Here is a 19918-nt window from a genome sequence, read left to right as displayed (position 1 = left end):
AGACCATGGACCAATTCTTTGACATCGTCATTGCCGGGTTTCTCGTGATCGGCGGGGTGTTCGGTATCGTCGGCTCATTCGGCCTGCTGAAACTCAACGACCGCATGTCGCGGCTGCATGCGCCAACGAAGGCAACAACGCTGGGCGTCGGCGGTGTGCTTCTGGCCTCCATGACCCATGCAGCGGTTTATGAGCACCATCTGTCGGTGCATGAGCTGATGATCACTCTGTTCCTGTTCCTGACCGCCCCGATCACGGCAAATTTCATTGCCAAGGTACATATCCACCGCCATGACACCCCGGACAGCCTGCCGGACGCAGGCGAGGACAAAATCTGGGCGACCCATAAGAAGCCCGAGAACGAAGTGATCGGGCCTGAGGTCTGACCAAACACCCCCCGCCCCTTTCGGCGGGGGTCTTTCATCCGGGGCGCAGCCTGTCCGGGTGACCCTGCGCAGACCGGTGGACGACAACAATGCATGCAGCCCCCCTCCCCCAGACCAAAGACGTGGTGTTGATCGGCGGCGGGCACACGCATGCGCTGGTGCTGCGCAAATGGGGAATGCGCCCCCTGGCAGGTGCGCGTTTGACCGTGATCAACCCCGGCCCCACCGCGCCCTACTCCGGGATGCTGCCCGGCTTCGTCGCCGGGCACTATGATCGGGGCGCGCTGGACATTGATCTGGTGAAGCTGGCGCGCTTCGCAGGTGCGCGGCTTATTCTCGGGGCTGCGGAACACATCGATACACACGCCCGACAGGTACATGTCGCAGGCCGCCCGCCTATTGCCTACGACGTTGCAGCGATCAATCTCGGCATCACGTCCGCGATGCCGGACATGGCCGGGTTCAAGGACCACGCGATCCCGGCCAAGCCGCTGGGCCGCTTTGCCGCCAGCTGGGCTACATATCTTGAGGGAAATGGCCCGGCCCATGTTGCGGTGATCGGCGGTGGCGTGGCCGGGGTGGAACTGATCCTCTCCATGGCCCATGCCCTGCGCGCCCGCAGGCGACTGGCCCAGGCCACGCTGATTGACCGTGGCACCATCCTTGATGACGCAGGCAGCAAAGCTCAGGCCCGGCTGCGAAAAGCGCTGCATGATTTGGGTGTTACCGTGATTGAGCAGGCTACGATCACACAGATTGAAGCCGCCCATGTGGTGCTGGATGATGGCCGGGCCATCCGCTCCGATTTCACAACAGGCGCGGCGGGCGCGCGCCCGTATGCCTGGCTTTCCAATAGCGGTTTGGACCTGCAGCATGGTTTTGTCCGCGTGGACAGCGCCCTGCAAACCAGCCAGACAGGTGTCTTTGCCAGCGGCGACTGCGCCCACTTCAGCACGGATCCGCGCCCCAAGGCCGGGGTTTACGCGGTGCGTCAGGCGCCGGTGCTTTACCACAATTTGCGTGCCAGCCTGACCAAGGATCCGCTGCGCCAGTATCAACCGCAAAAGGACTATCTGAAACTGATCTCCATGGGCGACAAGAGTGCCGTGGGCGAACGGTTCGGCCAGACCTTCTCCGGCAGTTGGATCTGGCGGTGGAAAGACCACATTGATCAGACCTTCATGGCGCAGTTCCGCGACCTTCCGCAGATGGAAACCCCGGATTTGCCCCCGGAACACACCCATGACCTGCCCGAGGTACTTGGAGAAAAGCCGATGTGCGGTGGCTGCGGCGCGAAGGTTGGCGCCCGCGCGCTGAAGGCCACGCTCAGTTCAGCGCCAGAGGTGCGGCGCGCGGATATCACGCCCCTGCCCGGTGATGATGCAGCGCTGTTGATGACTGGTGGGCAGCAACAGGTTCTCAGCACCGATCACCTGCGGGCTTTTACTGCGGACCCTGTTGTGATGGCGCGGATCGCGGCGGTGCATGCGCTTGGCGATATCTGGGCCATGGGCGCCGCGCCGCAAGCCGCAACCGCCAATCTGATCCTGCCGAAACTGTCACCGGAGCTGCAGGCCCGGACCCTGCATGAAATCATGGTCGCCGCCGGTGAGATCATCCGCGACGCGGGGGCCGATATCGTTGGCGGCCACACCTCTGTCGGGGATGAGCTGACCATCGGGTTTAGTGTCACCGGGCTCTGTCACAGACAGCCCATCACCCTGGCCGGGGCGCAGCCCGGAGATGCGCTGATCCTGACCAAACCGCTTGGCACCGGTGTGATCATGGCCGCTGAAATGACCGGGGCTGCTGATGGGGCGGTCGTGGCGGGGGCTTTGACCTCCATGAGCCAGCCGCAAGGCCAGGCTGCTGAGCTGCTGTGCGGTGCCCATGCGATGACGGATGTGACCGGGTTCGGGTTGCTGGGGCATCTCCTTGGGATATGTGAGGCATCCAAGCTCGGCGCTGAGCTTCGTCTTGATGCGATCCCCTATCTGCCCGGTGCGGCTGCCCTGTCGGCGCGGGGGATCCGGTCCTCTCTGTTTGCGGAAAACGCCGCCCAGTTGCCGGAGATTTCCACCGGTGGCGTGCAGGATCTGTTGTTTGATCCGCAAACGGCCGGCGGCCTGCTGGCTGCACTCCCCATGAGGCAGGCAGAAGCCCTGTTGCCGCAACTGCGCACCCATGCCCCAAATGCCACCATCATCGGCCATATGTCAGATACGGCAGGCGCGATTACCCTCGCCTAAGGTGGGTGTAGCGTTGCAGACCTCCGGCACGGGAGGTTATCCAAGCGACAATTGATCAAGTTCACCAAGCAGATCGGCGGCCAGCCGGTCCAGATCAGCCTCCCCAAGATCCCCGGCCCGAAGTGTCGCGACAACATCGGCACCAATGCTCCGGCGCGCAGTCTGATAGGCCGGATCGTAATGCTGCACCATCAACGCCTCCGTCAGCGCTGGTTTGTCGCCTGCATCAATCAACTGCAACCAGCCATCGACCACAGCGTTGGAGCGATGCGCGCGCAACCCATCCAACCGGACACGCAGCATGTCACCATTGGACAGGATGTCGTCGTACCCCGCCAACAGGTAGCGGCAGCGCGCAGCAATGGAGGCCTCAATCTCAATTCTCGGGGCGCGTTTCATTCCTGACCACAGTCGCGGCGGAATGATCCGCGCACCAATTTTGCTGGATTCTGCCTCCACCAGTACAGGGCGATCCGGTGTCATCCGCGCCAACTGGCCAGCTATTTCAGACTCGAACGCCTTCTGGCTCGGCTGCGGCGTCGGGTGATCGCCCAGCAGTGAGCCGCGATGATGCGCCAGCCCTTCCAGATCCAAAACCTGCCCACCAAGGGACTGAACCCGTTTCAGAATGTCGGTTTTCGCGGTGCCAGTATAGCCATCAAGCGCCACAAAACGATGCGGCAGTTCGGTAGTATATAGATAGTCATTCACCAGGCGGCGGTAACTTTGATAGCCGCCCTCAACCACATCGGCGCGCCAACCGATCTGTTGCAGCAACCAGGTAAAGCTGCCCGAGCGCTGACCACCCCGCCAGCAATAGACCAGTGGCCGCCAGGAACCGGAATGATGGCTTAGCCGCTGTTCAACATGATCAGCGGCATTGCGAAACACTTTGGCCGCACCCACTTTGCGCGCCAAAAACGGGCTTTGCTGAACGTAGATCGTTCCGACTTCGGCGCGTTCTTCATTGTCCAGAACCGGCAGGTTGATGGCACCCGGCCAGTGATCCTCGGCAAATTCGGCGGGACTCCGCACGTCAATGACACAATCGTAGTCCTGTTCAAGTATTTCGGATAGCGATGTAAAACGAATGGTCATATCCGATGATCTACAGCGCCACGGACGTAAGGAAAAGTCGCATTCCCTTCGCCCTGTAAACATTTTATTATGGTTCGAAGATTCGTTTGAAATTCTATCTTTTGTTCCACCGCACCCGACCCTGCCGGATGTGCACGGGATCCTTTTGTCCAACGGGAGGTAGGACATGCCAGAGCCACCGGTAGATACCTTGCAGTTCCCGGGCCATCTGATCCGGCGATTGCACCAAATATCTGTAGCGCTGTTTGCGGACCATATGGCACGCAATGACATAGACCTGACCCCGGTTCAGTTTGCCGCTATCGAAGCCGTGGCCCATGAACCCGGTGTAGATCAGGCGACGATTGCCGCCCGCATAGCCTATGATCGGGCGACGCTTGGCAAGGTGATTGACAGGCTGGAAGCCAAGGCGCTGATCCAGCGCGATGTCTCAACGACGGATCGGCGCGCTCGGGTGGTGACGCTGACCGACAGCGGGCATTCTCTGCTGCGCCGCGCCCTGCCGATTGTTGAGGAATTGCAGACCGATATTCTGACCGGCCTCAGCCCCGCCGAGCAGGTGCAGATGACCACACTACTGACGAAGGCTACGCAGGTCGGCGACCGTTTGCGCCGCGCACCGCACCGGGCGCCGGCAGCACCGCTGAAAGACGACTAACTAAACTCCCATAACGCCCAAGGGGCCGAATAATATCGGCAAATTACGAACGACTGGATGGCCCGACCGGCCCCTACCAGCAAATATCCACCGATGGAGCGCTATTTTCCATAAGCCTTACGTGCCAGATCAATACGGGCCTCAAGCATGGACATCTCTTTCATGATGTCCTGACGCTTTGTCCGGTCGCCTGTGTCGATCAGCTGCTGTCGCAGATCGGACAGCGTCCGGGACAAGCTGACAAATTCCGGCACCCCGCCACTCTCCTGAACCAAGCGATTGACCAGCGCGTTCTCCGGGTCATCGACGTGGCGCAACGGCTTGCCTGCCCCTGACAAATTGTCAAAAGCGCCATCGGCCTCCGCCTTCTCGATGCGGGCATTGATAAGGTCAATCAGCGGGTGGTCCATAACCGTCTTATGCCCCAACAAAGGCAAAAAAACAAAGACCGCGCCAGATATATGGCGCGGTCCAGTTTACTTTGATAAGCAGCGCAGCCGCTGCCGTCACTCACTTCTGGCTGATGCGGCCGTCGGTGTAGGGTTTATAGGGCGAATTTTCGACCAGATATTCTGCCATCACGTCAGCCAGATCCGGGCCGAAGTCATAGGCGTTCTTGTCGTCACCCGCGAAGACCTTGTAACCGTCGCCGCCATTGCGAACGTAGTTGTTGGTGACAACCACATAGGTCTTGGCCGGATCAATCGGTGCGAAACTGTCACCTTCGCCAACCATGACATCCTGAATGCGGCCCTCATTAGGGGCAACCGTGGGATCCCAGGTGAACTTCAGACCGGCGACCTGCGGGAAGCGGCCCTTGATCTCTTCAACCTGACTTACCCCGTTCTCCAGCGCCGCAATCACCTCCTCACCGGTGATTTCAAAGGTCGAGAGCGTGTTCTGGAACGGCAGCACCGTCAGGACCTCGCCCATGGTGACCTCACCGGGTTCCAAGCTGGCGCGGATCCCGCCAGAGTTGGCGATGGCGATGCTGACGCCCTGATCCTTCACCCGGTCAAGCATGGCATCGGCCACCAGATTGCCCATCTGACATTCCTGAACGCGGCAATTGTTGCGGTCGCCGTCAACCGCTTCTGCGCTCTCTGCAACAACCTTGTTGCGGATCTCATCCAGCGGTTTGGCCAGCTCAGCAATACGGGCAACGGTGCCTTCGTCCTCAGTAACGGTACCGTCCATAATCAGCGGCTCACCCACCGCCTCAATGACATTTCCGGCATCGTCGAAGGTCACGTTCAGTTCGCCCAGGAACTTGCCATAGGCATAGGCCTGCACGATGGCCACGTCATTCACCATGGTCGGATATGGGCCTGCCGCCTTGTCCGAGGTGTTGGAGAGATATGTATTGCTGTGGCCGCCGACGATTACATCAACCCCCGTGGTACCGGCCGCGACCCGCTGATCAACTGCATAGCCCGAATGGCTGAGCACGATGATCTTGTTCACGCCCTCGGCTGTCAGCCTATCGACTTCGCCCTGCACCGCATCTACCGGATTGGTAAAGGTGATGTTCTTGCCCGGGCTGGCCAGATCAGGCGTATCTTCAGGGGTGAGACCAATGAGACCAATCTTCTCACCACCGCGCTCGATCACGGTGGATTTCTTCAGCACATCCGCCAGTGCGGGCTCACCGCTGACATCCGCATTGGACATCAGAACCGGGAACTGAACAGAGTCCATAAAGCCGCGCAGCACCTCAGGCCCATCGTCGAACTCATGGTTGCCAACGGTCATACCGTCATAGCCCAGCTTGTTCATCATCTCGGCGGCAACTTTGCCCTTGTAGTAGGTATAATAAAGCGACCCCTGAAACTGGTCGCCCCCATCCACAAGAATGCTGTTGTTGCTGCGCGCGCGCGCATCTGCAAGCGCGGTCACCAGACGCGCGGATCCACCAAAGCACTTGCCTTCGGCATTGTCGCCTTCGCGGCAGCCGCTGTCATATTTGCTGATCGGCTCAAACCGCGAGTGGAAGTCATTGGTGTGCAGAATGGTCAGCTTGTAATCCGCTGCGGCGACCCCCGCCGTCAGGCCAAGCGCGGCAACAGACGTCAAAAAACGCGTCATCATGAAAACATACTCCCTTATTGTTCTATTGGGCGAATGGTGCGGGGAAACGCGGGCGCAGTCAAAGGGGAAAAATCCACCACCCCACTGCCCTTGCGTCAACAGGCACCATATTCGGCCTTGATTCAGCCGGACACGCAGGGCATCACCGCGCCATGCTGATCTATAAAATCTTCCGCACCGACGAATGGACCACCCTGCAGACAGAGGGCGAGACCCTCGGCGCCCCGATCGATCTCAGCGATGGCTACATTCATTTCTCCACCGCCAGCCAATCGCAGGAAACAGCGGCCAAACATTTTGCAGGCGCTGACGGACTGTGGCTGATCGCGGTAGAGGCCGGTCATCTTAGTTCTGACCTGCGCTGGGAGGTCTCGCGCGGTGGGGCCGAGTTCCCGCATCTCTATCGCAAGATGACCATGGAGGACGTGCTCTGGGCCAAGCCGCTGCTGCTGGTTGATGGCACGCATCAATTCCCGGAGGACATGGCGTGAGCCTGACCGAACGTCTCGCCCTTGCGGCGCTGCACCGCTGTGATCCAGAGGCTGCCCATGGCCTGTCGATCAAGGCGCTGAAAATGGGTCTGACGCCGACGCCTGGCCCGGTCACATCTGCGCGGCTTACGACGCGGATCGCGGGCCTTGATCTGCCCAACCCGGTTGGGTTGGCTGCCGGCTTTGACAAAAACGCAGAGGCGCTGCGCCCGCTCAGCCAGGCCGGTTTCGGGTTCATTGAAGTAGGCGCCGCCACCCCCCGGCCCCAACCCGGCAACCCCAAGCCACGCCTGTTCCGCCTGACCGAAGATCAGGCCGCGATCAACCGGTTCGGCTTCAACAATGAGGGCATGACCGTGATCGGTCAGCGCCTCGCGGCCCGCCCAAAGGATGCTGTGATCGGCCTCAACCTTGGCGCCAACAAGGACAGCAGCGACCGCGCAGCAGATTTTGCCAAGGTGCTGGCCCATTGCGGCGCGCATCTGGATTTCGCCACGGTCAATGTCTCCTCTCCCAACACCGAAAAACTGCGCGACCTTCAGGGCAAGGCGGCGCTCTCGGCCCTGCTCAACGGCGTGATCGAGACCCGCGACGGGTTGGATCGGCGGGTGCCTGTGTTCCTGAAAATCGCCCCGGACCTTGATCGCGCCGGGATCGAAGACATTGCGGAGGTGGCGATTGAAACCGGGATTGATGCGGTGATTGCCACCAATACCACCCTTGAGCGGTCAGGGCTGAACAGCGCCCATCACGATGAAGCGGGCGGGCTGTCTGGTGCGCCACTGTTTGAGAAATCCACCCGTGTTCTGGCGCAGCTGTCTGAGCTGCTCGACAGTCGTGTGCCGCTGGTGGGCGTCGGCGGCATCTCCAATGCCGAGCAGGCCTATGCCAAGATCTGCGCCGGCGCCTCGGCAGTGCAATTCTATACCGCCATGGTCTATGCAGGGCTGTCTCTGGCCGGTGACATCGCGCGGGGGCTGGATCAGCTGCTGGCGCGAGACGGGTTCTCCAACGTCGCTGAGGCCGTTGGCAGTAAAAGAGGAGACTGGCTATGATCACCTATTGGCACAACCCGCGCTGCTCCAAATCCCGTGCGGGCCTTGCCCTGCTGGAAGAACGCGGCGCGACGGTGACCGTGCGGCTTTATCTCAATGATGCCCCGTCAGAGGCTGAGCTGACTGCGGTTCAGGCCAAGCTTGGTGTTCGCGCAATCGATATGATGCGCAAGGGTGAGAAGATCTTCAAAGAGCTGAACCTCAGCACGACCGATGACGACACGCGCCTGGTTGCAGCGATGGCGGCCCACCCGATCCTGATTGAGCGTCCCATCGCAATCACCGAGGAAACCGCAATCATCGGTCGTCCAACCGAGAGTCTCACTGCGCTCCTCTGACCACCTGTTGGAGTTGTGAGAAAGGCCCGCCGCGCTAGCTGCCGACCTGCGCCTCCAGTCGTGGATAGCGCAGACCAAGCGTGGTGCCGCGCGCCAAATTCAGCACCATCAGCGCCGCCCAGAGCCCGTGGTTGCCCAGTGTTGGCACCAGAACAACAAGCGCAACGACGTAGATTGCCACTGATTGCAGCATCGCGATCCGCATATCTCGGGTCCAGGTGGCACCGATGTAAATGCCGTCAAACATATAGCTGGCGACGCTGATCAGCGGCAGGATGGCCGCCCAGATCAAATAATCACGCCCCGCCGCGCGCACCTCCTCAGACGTGGACATCACGTCAATCAGCCACCCACCGCCAAGCCAGAAGAGCAGCCCCAGCGCAATTGCGCCGCCAACGCCCCATTGGCTGGCCACAACCGCCGCGCGCCGCAGCTGCATCCGCGCCTTGGCCCCCACTGCGCTGCCGACCAGCGCCTCTGCGGAGAAGGCAAAACCGTCTAGCGCGAAGGCGGTGATTTCAACAAATTGCAGCAGCACCTGATTGGCCGCCAGCGTGACATCGCCCAGATCGGCCCCAATGAACAGGAAGGTGGTGAAAGATCCGGTCAGCAAGACAGAGCGGACCATGATGTCGCCATTCACCTGCATCATACGCTTGAGGCGAACCGGATCAAAGACCCGCGCCCAGTCGCGCCACTGACGTCCCGCAAAGGCATCACGACACAGCCAAAGCCCCAGCGCAAGGCCGCTCCACTCCGCAATAAGGGTCGCGGCGGCGACACCCTCAACGCCCCAGCCAAGGCTCAGCACAAACCACAGATCCAGAAGGATATTGAGGCCATTCATCCAGATCTGGAGCACAAAGACCCCGCGCGTCCGCTCCACCGCGATCAACCAGCCGGTCACCGCATAAAGCGCAATGGTCGCCGGTGCGCCCCAAATCCGGATTTCCAGATAGGCCCGCGCCAGCCCTTCGACCTCGGCACTGGCTGGCGCCAGCGCAAAGGCGCCCCAGAACACAGCAGCCTGTCCGACGATAAATACGGCGCCCGCAGCGAAGGCCAGTAGGATGCCCCGGGTCAGCAGCGCGCCTGTCTCGGCCCAGTCGCCAGCACCGCGCGCCTGCGCAGCGAGCCCTGTGGTGCCCATCCGTAGAAATCCGAAGATCCAGTAGATCGTCGCCAGAATGACCGCCCCGATGCCAACCGCGCCAATTGGTGCCGCCTGCCCCATCTGGCCAACCACGCCGGTATCCACCGCACCCAGGATCGGGACGGTGGCATTCGACAGCACGATCGGCAGCGCGATTTTCAACACGCGCTTATGGGTGATCGGCTTGGCCCCTTCGGCGGCAACGCTTGTCATCTGTGCCTAGGCCTTATCGCCCGGCGCAGCATCCGCCACAAATTCCGGCGAGGCCGAGGAGTGCGTGGCCGCCTCCTGCGGCATCAGAAAGTGGCCCGTTGCCTGAGCAAAAAGCTTGTCCCGGTGATCCTGCCAAGCCGCCACATGGACCGAGGCATAGCGACGACCAGACCGCGACACCGTGGCCCGTGCATAGGCATCCCTCGGCAGGCCAGACCGCAGGTAGTCCACAGTGAAATCAATGGTCTTGGGCTGGCGCGGCAGCTTACCAGCGGCCAATTCCTCAACATCAAGACTGCCGCTTTCGATGCGCTCCCAGAGGTTAGCCCAGGTCAGCGTCATGACCGCTGTCATCTCCAGAAACGCGGCTGTCACGCCACCGTGAATGGCAGGCAGAAATGGGTTCCCAATCAGTTTGTGGTCAAAATTCAACTGGGCCGTCAGCTCATCCCCTCGGCGGTCAAATGTGATGTTGAGAAAGCGCGCATAGGGCACGGACGCCACAAGGGCGGCGAGCGCTGCATCGCGCCGCTGTTTCACCACTTGGACGGGTTCGGGACGGGGGCGGCTCAAAACTTGCTCTCCACTGTAAAGGCGCCAACAGCGGTCGCGACCGGGTTTGCCTCGTCCTCGTCCATGGCGGTGGCGCGCACAAAGGCGACATTGCGGGTCATGTGATGACAGGTGGCACGGGTCAGGATCCGTTGTCCGGGAGTTGCCGCGCGCATGTAATCAATGCGCAGATCAATGGTTGCAGTTCCCCCTGGCCCCGAAGGATGGCACATCACCGCAGCGCCGCAACAGGTATCCATCAGCGCCGATACAGCCCCCCCATGAATAACTCCAGTTTCCGGATCCCCAATCAGCTTCTCATCATAGGGCATGATAATCTCGGCGGTGCCCTCCCCCAGTTCCGTCAACCTCATCCCCAGCTCCTGCGCGTGAGGAATGGCTTCTATGAACTGTCGCGCAAATCGCGTCTTGTCGACCATGAGGCCCCCTGTTGTTTTGATTTCCTCTTTATCAGCCATACCTTGGCCGAAGAGCAAGCCCAGCGGTTGAACCCCCTGTCGGTTGCGCTTAGTTTGCGGGTAAGGGAGAATTGAGAATGACCGAACAGAAATTGTCATTCAAGGAGATGTGCAGCGAATTCGACGTGACCCCGCGCACGCTTCGCTACTATGAGTACATCGAATTGTTGCAGCCCGACCGTGAAGGTCGATCCCGCTTTTATGGCGCCCGTGAGCGCGCCCGGATGAAGCTGATCATGCGTGGACGTAAGTTCGGCTTTCAGCTGGAAGAGATCCGCCAATGGCTGCTGATCTATGAGAATGAGGGCGATGAGGCGCAAAACCGCGCGTTTGTCGAAATGGCCGACCGCCAGATGGGGGAGCTGCGCAAGCAGCGCGAGCAGCTGGACGAGGCCCTGCAGGAGCTTCACGACCTGCGCGCCACGACGCTGAGCCTGCTGTCGCAGGACGCCTGACCGTTGCCCCTGTGGGGGAACCTATCATCGGCTTACCACCCGAAACGCCCCGCCAGTTTGGTGGGGCGTTTTGTGATTCCACCCAAATCACACCCCGATTTTATGATCGCAGCGCGGCGACTTCAGTCAAATTAATCGAACATAATAGACGCAAATTCCGCGCCGATTATGCCCGTAAAACTTCAATATACCCCTATTTCACAGGGCAACCCGTTGCGGCACAAACGAGATAACGCTGCGTCACTCCACCGGATCCTACGTCACCTCTCGAAGTGACGCAGCGTTCAACTTACGTCAACGTCAACTAACTGTTGTAAACGCCGGGCAAGCTGCTCACCTTAGTCTCACAACCCAGCAGTTATGAGTTACGACGATGACCGATGAAACCAAGACCATCCGCCAGATGTGCGATGAGTTCGGCGTAACGCCGCGCACATTGCGGTTTTACGAAGCCAAAGAGCTGTTGTTTCCAATCCGCGAGGGTCAGAAACGCCTCTTTACCAAACGCGACCAGGCCCGGCTGAAGCTGATCCTGCGTGGCAAGCGGTTTGGCTTCAGCCTCGAGGAAATCCGGCAACTTCTGAACCTCTATCATATGGGCGACCAGCAGCTGACACAGCTGACCCGCACCTATGACATCGCCTGCGAGCGTCTCGCCGATATGGAGCGCCAGCGCGATGAACTGAACGAGGCGATTGACGACTTGAAAGAGCAACTGCGTTGGGGGGATCGCGTGATCGCCTCAATGACCGCCAAACAAGAAGCCGCGGAATAGATCCCGGCCCCATGCTTGCCTGTCCCGGTTGCGGGAGAGGCGATCCAGACAGACACCGCAGAACCACAGCGAGGACCGCGATGCCCAGTTATACCGCCCCGATCAAAGACACCCAGTTCATTCTGCACAATGTTCTGAAGATCTCTGAAAAGGCCATCCCCGGCTACGACGAGCTGGATGCCGATTTCACCAACGCCGTTCTGGAAGAGGCCGGCAAGATCTCCAGCGAAGTGCTGCACCCGCTGAACACCGTAGGTGACACCGAGGGCTGCCGCTTGGAAAACGGCGTGGTCTATACCCCGACCGGGTTCAAGGCCGCGTTTGAGCAAGTGAAGGAAGGCGGCTGGACCGGTCTCGACATGCCGGAGCAATACGGTGGCCAGAACATGCCCTATATCATGGGCACCGCCGTGGGCGAGATGTTCTCTGCCGCGAACCAGGCCTTCACCATGTATCAGGGTCTGACCCATGGGGCGGCGTCCGCAATCCTCGCTCATGGCACCGACGCGCAGAAAGACACCTACCTGCCGAAGATGGTTTCCTGCGAGTGGACAGGCACCATGAACCTGACCGAACCGCATTGCGGCACCGATCTGGGCCTGATGCGCACCAAGGCAGAACCGCAGGATGACGGCAGCTTCAAGATCACCGGCCAGAAGATTTTCATCTCCTCCGGCGATCACGACATGGCCGACAACATCATCCATCTGGTGCTGGCCAAGATCCCCGGCGGCCCCGAGGGCATCAAGGGCGTATCGCTGTTCATCGTTCCGAAATTCATCGTGAAGGACGATGGCTCGCTCGGCGATCGCAACGGCGTGTCGGTCGGTAAGATCGAAGAAAAGATGGGCATCCACGGCAACTCAACCTGTGTGATGAACTACGACAGCGCCACCGGCTACCTGCTCGGCAGCGAGCACAAGGGCATGCGCGCCATGTTCACCATGATGAACGAGGCCCGTCTCGGCGTGGGCATGCAAGGTCTGGCACAGGCCGAGGCCGCGTATCAAAATGCCCTGGAATACGCCAAGGACCGTCTGCAGGGGCGCGATGTCACCGGCGTGAAAAACCCGGATGGCCCGGCTGACCCGCTGATCGTGCACCCGGACATTCGCCGCAACCTGATGGATCAGAAAAGCTTCGCAGAAGGCGCCCGTGCCTTCATCCTTTGGGGCGCGCAGATGATCGACCAGGCACACCGCGCCGAGGATAAGGACGCAGATGGGCTGATCTCGCTGCTCACCCCGGTGATCAAAGGTTTCCTGACCGATCTGGGCTACGACATGACCGTTCAGGCGCAGCAGATCTACGGTGGTCACGGCTATATCGAAGAATGGGGTATGTCCCAGTACACCCGCGACGCCCGTATCGCGATGATCTATGAGGGCGCCAATGGCGTTCAGGCTCTGGATCTGGTTGGCCGCAAACTGGCGCAGGACGGTGGCAAACACGTCATGGCGTTCTTTGAGATGGTCAAAGGTTTCTGCAAGGAAAACGGCGATATCTCCGAAGCTTACAGCAAGGAGTTCATTGAACCTCTGAAAGCTGCGTCGAAGGATCTGCAGGCCGCTGGCATGTACTTCATGCAAAACGGCATGACCAATCCGAACAACGCGCTCTCCGGCTCTTATGACTTCATGCATATGTTTGGCCATGTCTGCCTCGGCCTGATGTGGGCTGAGATGGCGAAAGCCGCGCAGGCTGAGCTTGACGCCGGGTCTTCTGACGCCGCGTTCTACGAGACAAAAATCGCGACCGGGCGCTATTACATGGCACGCCGACTGCCTGCGACCGCGCTGCACCTCAGCCGCATTCAGACCGGTGGCGACACCGTTATGGCGCTGGACGCAGACCAGTTCTGAGCCGCGATTTACGCAGATCGGAGCCCTTTTGTCACAGGGGGCTCCGTGACCTGCCCCGGTTTTCTGACATCGGGGCCGATATAGCAGACTGGCGCTCCGGACACGTTTCGGTGTGCCGCAATCGGAGGAGAGACCATGCCCAAACGCTTTCGCCTCACACGCCGCCTGCCGGTCGCTATGACCGAAGACGGTTACCGCCGGTTGCGAAAATTCTCGCAGGAGGCTGGCCTCGACGAAGGTGAGGCCCTGTCCTTTCTCTTTGAGAATTTCGACAGCGTGACAGACAGCGACAACCTCACCCACCGGCTGCGGCTCTTCAATGCCGAGCTTGAGGACCGCAAACGATAGGTGGGCACGCGCCACCAGCAGACAACAGATGCCACAAGGCACGATACAGACACCAAGGGGAGCCCCATGAGCGCAGAGCAACACTCCAGCTGGATGACCGACGAGCACCAGATGCTGGCTGATATGACAGCGCAGTTCATCACGCGTGAATGGGCGCCAAAATTCGAGACCTGGCGCAAGCAGGGGATGATGGATCGCTCCACCTGGAATGAAGCCGGCGCGCTTGGCCTGCTCTGCCCCTCCGTACCGGAAGAATACGGCGGTGTCGGTGGTGATTTTGGCCATGAGGCCGCAATCCTGATCGAAGGCAGCCGTGCCAATCTCGCCAGCTGGGGACACGGCATCCACTCAGGCATCGTCGCGCATTACGTGCTGGCCTATGGCACCGAAGAGCAAAAACAACGCTGGCTTCCCAAGATGATCACCGGCGAGCTGGTCGGCGCCTTGGCAATGACAGAACCCTCCACCGGGTCGGATGTTCAGCGCATCAAGACAAAGGCCGTCAAAGACGGCAACGCCTATCGGCTGAGCGGTCAGAAAACCTTCATCACCAACGGCCAGCACGCCAACCTGATCCTGGTTGCCGCGAAAACCGACCCCTCGCAAGGATCCAAAGGCATCTCTCTGGTGGCTGTGGAAACCGATGGCGCTGATGGGTTCAGCCGTGGCCGCAACCTCGACAAGGTGGGCCTCCATGCCGCCGATACATCGGAACTGTTCTTTGACAATGTGGAAATCGCGCCAGAGAATATCCTGGGCGGGACCGAGGGCCAGGGCTTCTACCAGATGATGCAACAGCTGCCTCAGGAACGGCTGATCATTGCCTGTGGCGCAGTTGGCGCGATGGAAGGCGCCGTGGAACGCACCATCGCCTATTGCAAGGAGCGCGAAGCCTTCGGCGGTCCGCTCACCCAGTTTCAGAACACCCGGTTCAAGCTGGTCGAGTGCCAGACCAAAACCAAGGTCGCGCGGGCCTTCTTGGACGAATGTATGGTCGAACATCTCCAGGGCAAGTTGACCGTCGAGAAGGCCGCGATGGCGAAATTCTGGATCACTGACACACAGGGCGATGTGCTTGATGAGTGTGTTCAGCTGCACGGTGGCTATGGCTTTATGCAGGAGTATGCTGTGGCGGAGATGTGGGCAGATGCCCGCGTCCAGCGGATCTATGGCGGCACCAATGAAATCATGAAAGAACTGATTGCGAGGTCCCTGTGACACGGCAAACGGCAGGCCATACTGACAGTGCCGGATGCCTCCGGCGGGAGTATTTGGGGAAAGGTGACAGGATGAGACGCGCCTCCCCCCGAGCTCTCCGCCTAATGGGTCGGCGCGCCGTCACCTTTCACGAGCATCGGCTCTCCAGCCTGTCCCGCACTGCCATCGTCGCGTCACCACTGTTAACGCGGAGTGAACACTCCGTCATCTTTCCACAAATACTCCACGGGGGTGTGGGGGTGTGAAACCCCCACGCGCTCCGGCAACAGGAAGGACATGTCATGAGCATCAAACTCCATTGTTTTGGTGAGAGCGGCCATTCCTACAAGGCCGCGCTGGCGCTTGAACTCGGCGGGATCGCTTGGGAGCCGGTCTTTGTCGATTTCTTCAGCGGCACCACACGCGGCGAGGCCTTTCGCAGCGACGTAAATGACATGGGAGAATGCCCGGTTCTGGTCGACGGAGATCTGACGCTCAGCCAGTCTGGTGTGATCCAGCAGTATCTGTCAGATACCTATGGCAAATTCGGAGGCAAGACACCGGAAGAGGCGCGCGAGATATTGCGCTGGCAGCTTTGGGACAATCACAAACTGTCCTCCAACGCCGGGCTCTGCCGCTTCCTGATGAATTTCCTGCCCGCTGACAAACGCCCGCAGGAGGTAATCGCCTTCCTGCAAGGTCGGCTGAAGGCGGCTTATGCGATCCTGGACAAACACCTTGAGGGACGCAACTGGATCGTGGGCGACGGCCTCACCAACGCCGATCTGACCTGCTGTTCTTATCTCTATTACCCCGAACCCTTCGGCTTCGAACGAGCCGAGTGGCCGAATATTGACGCTTGGCTGTCACGGCTGAGCGCACAACCGGGCTGGAAAGCCCCCTACGATCTAATGCCCGGCAACCCGTCGGACCGAGCCTGAGGAGACTGATATGACCGAAGCCTATATCTATGACGCCGTGCGCACCCCGCGCGGCAAGGGTCGCAAGGATGGGTCCTTGCATGAAGTGACAGCCGCGCGGCTGTCGGCAGTGGCTCTCAACGCTCTGAAAGACCGCAACAACCTCGAAGGTCACGCGGTTGAGGATGTGATCTGGGGCAATGTCACCCAAGTCGGTGAGCAAGGCGCCTGCCTGGCGCGGACCGCTGTTCTGGCGTCTGACTTGGATGAATCGATCCCCGGTGTCTCCATCAACCGCTTCTGCGCCTCCGGTCTGGAAGCGGTGAACATGGCCGCCAACCAGGTCCGTGGCCGTGCCGGTCACGCCTATATCGCGGGTGGCGTGGAATCCATGAGCCGCGTGCCCATGGGCATGGACGGTGGCGCCATCGCAGTTGATCCTGCTATCGCAATCGACAACTATTTCGTCCCACAGGGGATTTCAGCGGATATCATTGCCACCGAATACGGGTTCTCGCGTGATGACGCTGATGCAATGGCAATGGAATCCCAGCGCCGCGCCAAGGCTGCATGGGACGACAACCGGTTTGCTGGCAGCGTCGTACCTGTGCGTGACATCAACGGGCTGACCATCCTGGACCACGACGAATACATGCGCCCCGGCACCGATATGCAGTCGCTGGGCGGTCTGAACCCTGCGTTCCAGATGATGGGTGAGCAGATGCCCGGCTTCGACAAGATCGCAATGCTGAAGTATCCACATCTGGAGCGGATCAATCACATTCACCACGCCGGCAACTCCTCCGGTATCGTGGATGGCGCCGCTGCTGTGTTGATTGGCGACAAGGAATTCGGCGAGGCGATGGGCCTGAAGCCGCGCGCGCGCATCAAAGCAACAGCCAAGATCGGCACCGACCCCACCATCATGCTGACCGGTCCCGTGCCTGTTACGGAAAAAATCCTGCGCGACAATGGCATGGCAATTGGCGACATCGACCTGTTTGAGGTCAATGAGGCCTTCGCCAGTGTCGTGATGCGGTTTGAGCAGGCCTTTGGCGTGGACCACGACAAGGTGAACGTCAACGGAGGCTCCATCGCAATGGGCCACCCGCTGGGGGCCACCGGTGCGATGATCCTCGGCGCGCTGCTGGATGAGCTGGAGCGCAGCGACCGTGAAACCGGCCTTGCCACGCTTTGCATCGGGTCCGGCATGGGCGCGGCCACCATCATTGAACGCGTGTAACCCAGGCGGCAGGAGAAGAAGATATGTCTGATTTCACAATGAAAAAAGACGCCGACGGCGTCGCCATCATCACCTGGGACTGCCCCGGCAAGACTATGAACGTGCTCAACGGCCAAGCCATGATCGACCTCGACGGTCTGGTCGATGACGCGCTGGCCGATGACGCGGTCAAGGGCATCGTGATCACCTCTGGCAAGAAAGACTTTGCCGGTGGCATGGACCTTAATGTGCTGGCCAAGATGAAAGAAGATGCCGGTGACGAGCCCGCGCGGGGCCTGTTCGAAGGCATCATGAAAATGCACGAAGGTCTGCGCAAGATCGAGCGTGCCGGCATGGATCCCAAGACCAACAAGGGTGGCAAGCCGGTTGCAGCAGCCCTGCCCGGCACTGCCGTTGGCATCGGTCTGGAACTGCCGCTGTCTACGCATCGCATCTTTGCCGCCGACAATCCAAAGGCCAAGATCGGCCTGCCGGAGATCATGGTTGGCATTTTCCCCGGTGCTGGTGGCACCACCCGTCTGGTGCGCAAGATGGGCGCCATGGCAGCGGCTCCCTTCCTGCTGGAAGGCAAGCTGGTTGACCCCAAGAAAGCCAAGGGCGCTGGCATCATCGACGAGGTTGTCGAAGATCCGCTGGCCGCTGCGCGCGCCTGGGTTCTGGAGGCGAAAGACGCCGATATCGTCAAACCCTGGGATGCGAAGGGCTACAAGATGCCCGGTGGCGCGCCGTATCATCCTGCGGGCTTCATGACCTTCCTTGGTGCCGCTGCGATGGTGCATGGCAAGACCTTCGGCGCCTTCCCGGCGGCCAAGGCCCTGCTGAGTGCCGTCTATGAGGGCGCGCTCGTGCCCTTTGACACCGCGCTGAAGATCGAGGCGCGCTGGTTCACCCATGTGCTGATGAACCCCTCCTCCGAGGCGATGATCCGCTCGCTCTTCCTCAACAAGGAAGCGCTGGAAAAAGGCGCCGTGCGTCCTGCGGGCATCGAGGATCAGTCCGTGAAGAAAATCGGCGTTCTGGGTGCTGGCATGATGGGGGCAGGCATCGCCTTGGTCTCCGCTCAGGCGGGCATGGAGGTTGTGCTGGTTGACCGTGATCAGGACGCCGCCGACAAGGGCAAGGCCTATACCGAGAGCTATCTCGATAAGGGCATCAAGCGCGGCAAAGTCACCGCCGAGAAGAAAGAGGCGATGCTGTCACGCATCACCGCAACCCCGGATCTGGACACGCTCAAAGGCTGTGATCTGATCATTGAGGCGGTGTTTGAAGATCCCGGCGTCAAAGCCGAGATGACCAAAAAGGTCGAGGCGATCATCCCTGAGGATTGCATCTTCGCCTCCAACACCTCGACCCTACCGATCACGGATCTGGCGGAGGCCTCGGTGCGCCCGGAACAGTTCATTGGCATTCACTTCTTCTCGCCGGTGGAGAAAATGTTCCTGGTGGAAATCATCAAAGGTGAGAAAACCGGTGACCGCGCGGTGGCCAAGGCGCTGGATTATGTGCGTCAGATCCGCAAGACACCGATCGTGGTCAATGATGCCCGGTTCTTCTACTGCAACCGCTGCATCATCCCTTACGTAAACGAAGGCGCACGGATGATCACCGAGGGCGTCGCCCCGGCGCTGATCGACAATGCTGCACGTCAGCTGGGCTTCCCCGTTGGGCCGATCCAACTGACCGATGAGACCTCGATCGATCTGGGCGCCAAAATTGCGCGCGCCACCAAGGCGGCGATGGGTGATGCCTATCCGGAGAGTGCAGCGGATGACCTGATCTTCTGGATGGAAGAACAGGGCCGTCTGGGGCGCAAGTCCAACGCTGGTTTCTTCGACTATGACGACAAGGGTAAGCGTCAGGGCTACTGGAAGGGCATGCAGGAGAAATACCCGCAGGCCGAAGAGCAGCCCGATCTGATCGAGGTGCAGGAACGCCTGATGTTTGCACAGGTTCTGGAAGCCGTGCGCGCATTGGAAGAAGGCGTTCTGATGGACATTCGCGAAGGCGACGTAGGCGCTATTCTGGCCTGGGGCTTTGCGCCGTGGTCCGGTGGTCCGCTGAGCTGGCTCGACATCATCGGCACGCCCTATGCGGCTGAGCGCTGCGATCAGTTGACCGCGAAATACGGTGAGCGCTTCACCTGCCCGCCACTTCTGCGGGAGATGGCGGAGAAAGGTCAGACCTTCTATGGCCGCTTCAATCCTGAGGCCGAGAAGGCCGCCTGATCAGGCCACCGCAGTCCAATCGCATCTGAAAGCGGCGCCCTTGGGTGCCGCTTTTTCTCGTCAAGACATCCGATGAAGAACATGAAAAAAGCCGCCTCCGGATGGGATGGCGGCCTTGGTCGACGCAGTCTGT

Annotated in this window: 20 protein-coding genes; 14 read left to right on the top strand and 6 right to left on the bottom strand. The window is 60.3% G+C overall.

All coding sequences use genetic code 11. From position 1 onward, the window contains the following. The first annotated feature begins 5 nt into the window (after window positions 1-5). Window positions 6-386, top strand: coding sequence for a Na+/H+ antiporter subunit G (locus phaeop14_RS05695; protein WP_040173140.1), 381 nt, complete (start codon window positions 6-8; stop codon window positions 384-386). A gap of 89 nt (window positions 387-475) precedes the next feature. After that, window positions 476-2635, top strand: coding sequence for a selenide, water dikinase SelD (selD, locus tag phaeop14_RS05690; protein ID WP_096788996.1), 2160 nt, complete (start codon window positions 476-478; stop codon window positions 2633-2635). A gap of 36 nt (window positions 2636-2671) precedes the next feature. Here the strand turns inward: selD and mnmH are convergent, their stop codons facing one another. Continuing rightward, window positions 2672-3733 (bottom strand): tRNA 2-selenouridine(34) synthase MnmH, encoded by a 1062-nt coding sequence (gene mnmH / locus phaeop14_RS05685; RefSeq protein WP_096788995.1) that lies wholly within the window; start codon window positions 3731-3733, stop codon window positions 2672-2674. A gap of 166 nt (window positions 3734-3899) precedes the next feature. Here mnmH and phaeop14_RS05680 point away from each other — a divergent pair, with 166 nt between their 5' ends. After that, complete coding sequence (locus phaeop14_RS05680) at window positions 3900-4391, top strand: MarR family winged helix-turn-helix transcriptional regulator (RefSeq protein ID WP_040173130.1); 492 nt, start codon at window positions 3900-3902, stop codon at window positions 4389-4391. A gap of 101 nt (window positions 4392-4492) precedes the next feature. Here phaeop14_RS05680 and phaeop14_RS05675 read toward each other — a convergent pair whose 3' ends face one another. Together phaeop14_RS05675 and phaeop14_RS05670 are read right to left on the bottom strand one after the other, a co-directional pair. Then, complete coding sequence (locus tag phaeop14_RS05675) at window positions 4493-4801, bottom strand: DnaJ family domain-containing protein (RefSeq protein ID WP_040178707.1); 309 nt, start codon at window positions 4799-4801, stop codon at window positions 4493-4495. A 100-nt stretch (window positions 4802-4901) separates the two neighbouring features. Next, window positions 4902-6479 (bottom strand): bifunctional metallophosphatase/5'-nucleotidase, encoded by a 1578-nt coding sequence (locus tag phaeop14_RS05670; RefSeq protein WP_040178197.1) that lies wholly within the window; start codon window positions 6477-6479, stop codon window positions 4902-4904. Window positions 6480-6631: 152 nt separating this feature from the next. Between phaeop14_RS05670 and phaeop14_RS05665 the strand changes: the two genes are divergently transcribed. The 3 genes from phaeop14_RS05665 to arsC are packed head-to-tail and all read left to right on the top strand — an operon-like array spanning window position 6632 to window position 8363. Then, the gene (locus tag phaeop14_RS05665; protein WP_096788994.1) at window positions 6632-6970 is read left to right on the top strand and encodes a DUF952 domain-containing protein; all 339 of its coding nucleotides are present in this window, start codon (window positions 6632-6634) and stop codon (window positions 6968-6970) included. Next, window positions 6967-8025, top strand: coding sequence for a quinone-dependent dihydroorotate dehydrogenase (locus phaeop14_RS05660; RefSeq protein ID WP_096788993.1), 1059 nt, complete (start codon window positions 6967-6969; stop codon window positions 8023-8025). The genes phaeop14_RS05665 and phaeop14_RS05660 overlap by 4 nt, the downstream gene beginning before the upstream one ends. Continuing rightward, complete coding sequence (arsC, locus tag phaeop14_RS05655) at window positions 8022-8363, top strand: arsenate reductase (glutaredoxin) (RefSeq protein WP_040178193.1); 342 nt, start codon at window positions 8022-8024, stop codon at window positions 8361-8363. The genes phaeop14_RS05660 and arsC overlap by 4 nt, the downstream gene beginning before the upstream one ends. A gap of 34 nt (window positions 8364-8397) precedes the next feature. Here arsC and phaeop14_RS05650 read toward each other — a convergent pair whose 3' ends face one another. Genes phaeop14_RS05650 through phaeop14_RS05640 form a run of 3 tightly spaced genes read right to left on the bottom strand, consistent with a single transcriptional unit; the run spans window position 8398 to window position 10721 of the window. Further along, window positions 8398-9729: an MATE family efflux transporter gene (locus tag phaeop14_RS05650; protein ID WP_096788992.1), complete on the bottom strand. Its 1332-nt coding sequence runs from the start codon at window positions 9727-9729 to the stop codon at window positions 8398-8400. A gap of 6 nt (window positions 9730-9735) precedes the next feature. After that, a complete protein-coding gene (locus phaeop14_RS05645; protein ID WP_040178191.1) occupies window positions 9736-10302 on the bottom strand; it encodes a PaaI family thioesterase in 567 nt (188 codons plus the stop codon). After that, window positions 10299-10721, bottom strand: coding sequence for a PaaI family thioesterase (locus tag phaeop14_RS05640; protein WP_040178706.1), 423 nt, complete (start codon window positions 10719-10721; stop codon window positions 10299-10301). Before phaeop14_RS05640 ends, phaeop14_RS05645 begins: the two co-directional genes overlap by 4 nt. Before the next feature lie 116 nt (window positions 10722-10837). On the opposite strand from phaeop14_RS05640, the gene phaeop14_RS05635 reads away from it, so the two are divergent. The 8 genes from phaeop14_RS05635 (at window position 10838) to phaeop14_RS05595 (ending at window position 19785) form a co-directional block, all read left to right on the top strand. Next, on the top strand, window positions 10838-11215 hold the full coding sequence (locus phaeop14_RS05635) for a MerR family transcriptional regulator (RefSeq protein ID WP_024097600.1): 378 nt from the start codon (window positions 10838-10840) through the stop codon (window positions 11213-11215). A 373-nt stretch (window positions 11216-11588) separates the two neighbouring features. Next, on the top strand, window positions 11589-11990 hold the full coding sequence (locus phaeop14_RS05630) for a MerR family transcriptional regulator (RefSeq protein ID WP_014874336.1): 402 nt from the start codon (window positions 11589-11591) through the stop codon (window positions 11988-11990). An 80-nt stretch (window positions 11991-12070) separates the two neighbouring features. Further along, complete coding sequence (locus phaeop14_RS05625; RefSeq protein WP_040173115.1) at window positions 12071-13852, top strand: acyl-CoA dehydrogenase C-terminal domain-containing protein; 1782 nt, start codon at window positions 12071-12073, stop codon at window positions 13850-13852. A 135-nt stretch (window positions 13853-13987) separates the two neighbouring features. After that, window positions 13988-14200 carry a hypothetical protein gene (locus tag phaeop14_RS05620; RefSeq protein WP_014874334.1) on the top strand — a complete coding sequence of 71 codons (213 nt, stop codon included), beginning with the start codon at window positions 13988-13990 and terminating at the stop codon, window positions 14198-14200. A 66-nt stretch (window positions 14201-14266) separates the two neighbouring features. Further along, complete coding sequence (locus phaeop14_RS05615) at window positions 14267-15418, top strand: acyl-CoA dehydrogenase family protein (RefSeq protein ID WP_096788991.1); 1152 nt, start codon at window positions 14267-14269, stop codon at window positions 15416-15418. 281 nt (window positions 15419-15699) lie between these two features. Further along, complete coding sequence (locus phaeop14_RS05605; RefSeq protein WP_040173108.1) at window positions 15700-16338, top strand: glutathione S-transferase family protein; 639 nt, start codon at window positions 15700-15702, stop codon at window positions 16336-16338. A gap of 10 nt (window positions 16339-16348) precedes the next feature. Beyond that, a complete protein-coding gene (locus tag phaeop14_RS05600) occupies window positions 16349-17560 on the top strand; it encodes an acetyl-CoA C-acetyltransferase (RefSeq protein ID WP_040173105.1) in 1212 nt (403 codons plus the stop codon). Window positions 17561-17583: 23 nt separating this feature from the next. After that, on the top strand, window positions 17584-19785 hold the full coding sequence (locus phaeop14_RS05595) for a 3-hydroxyacyl-CoA dehydrogenase NAD-binding domain-containing protein (RefSeq protein ID WP_096788990.1): 2202 nt from the start codon (window positions 17584-17586) through the stop codon (window positions 19783-19785). Window positions 19786-19918: the final 133 nt, after the last annotated feature.

The sequence above is a fragment of the Phaeobacter piscinae genome (genome assembly GCF_002407245.1).
GTDB lineage: Bacteria > Pseudomonadota > Alphaproteobacteria > Rhodobacterales > Rhodobacteraceae > Phaeobacter > Phaeobacter piscinae.
This window is presented reverse-complemented; position numbering and strand designations above follow the sequence as displayed.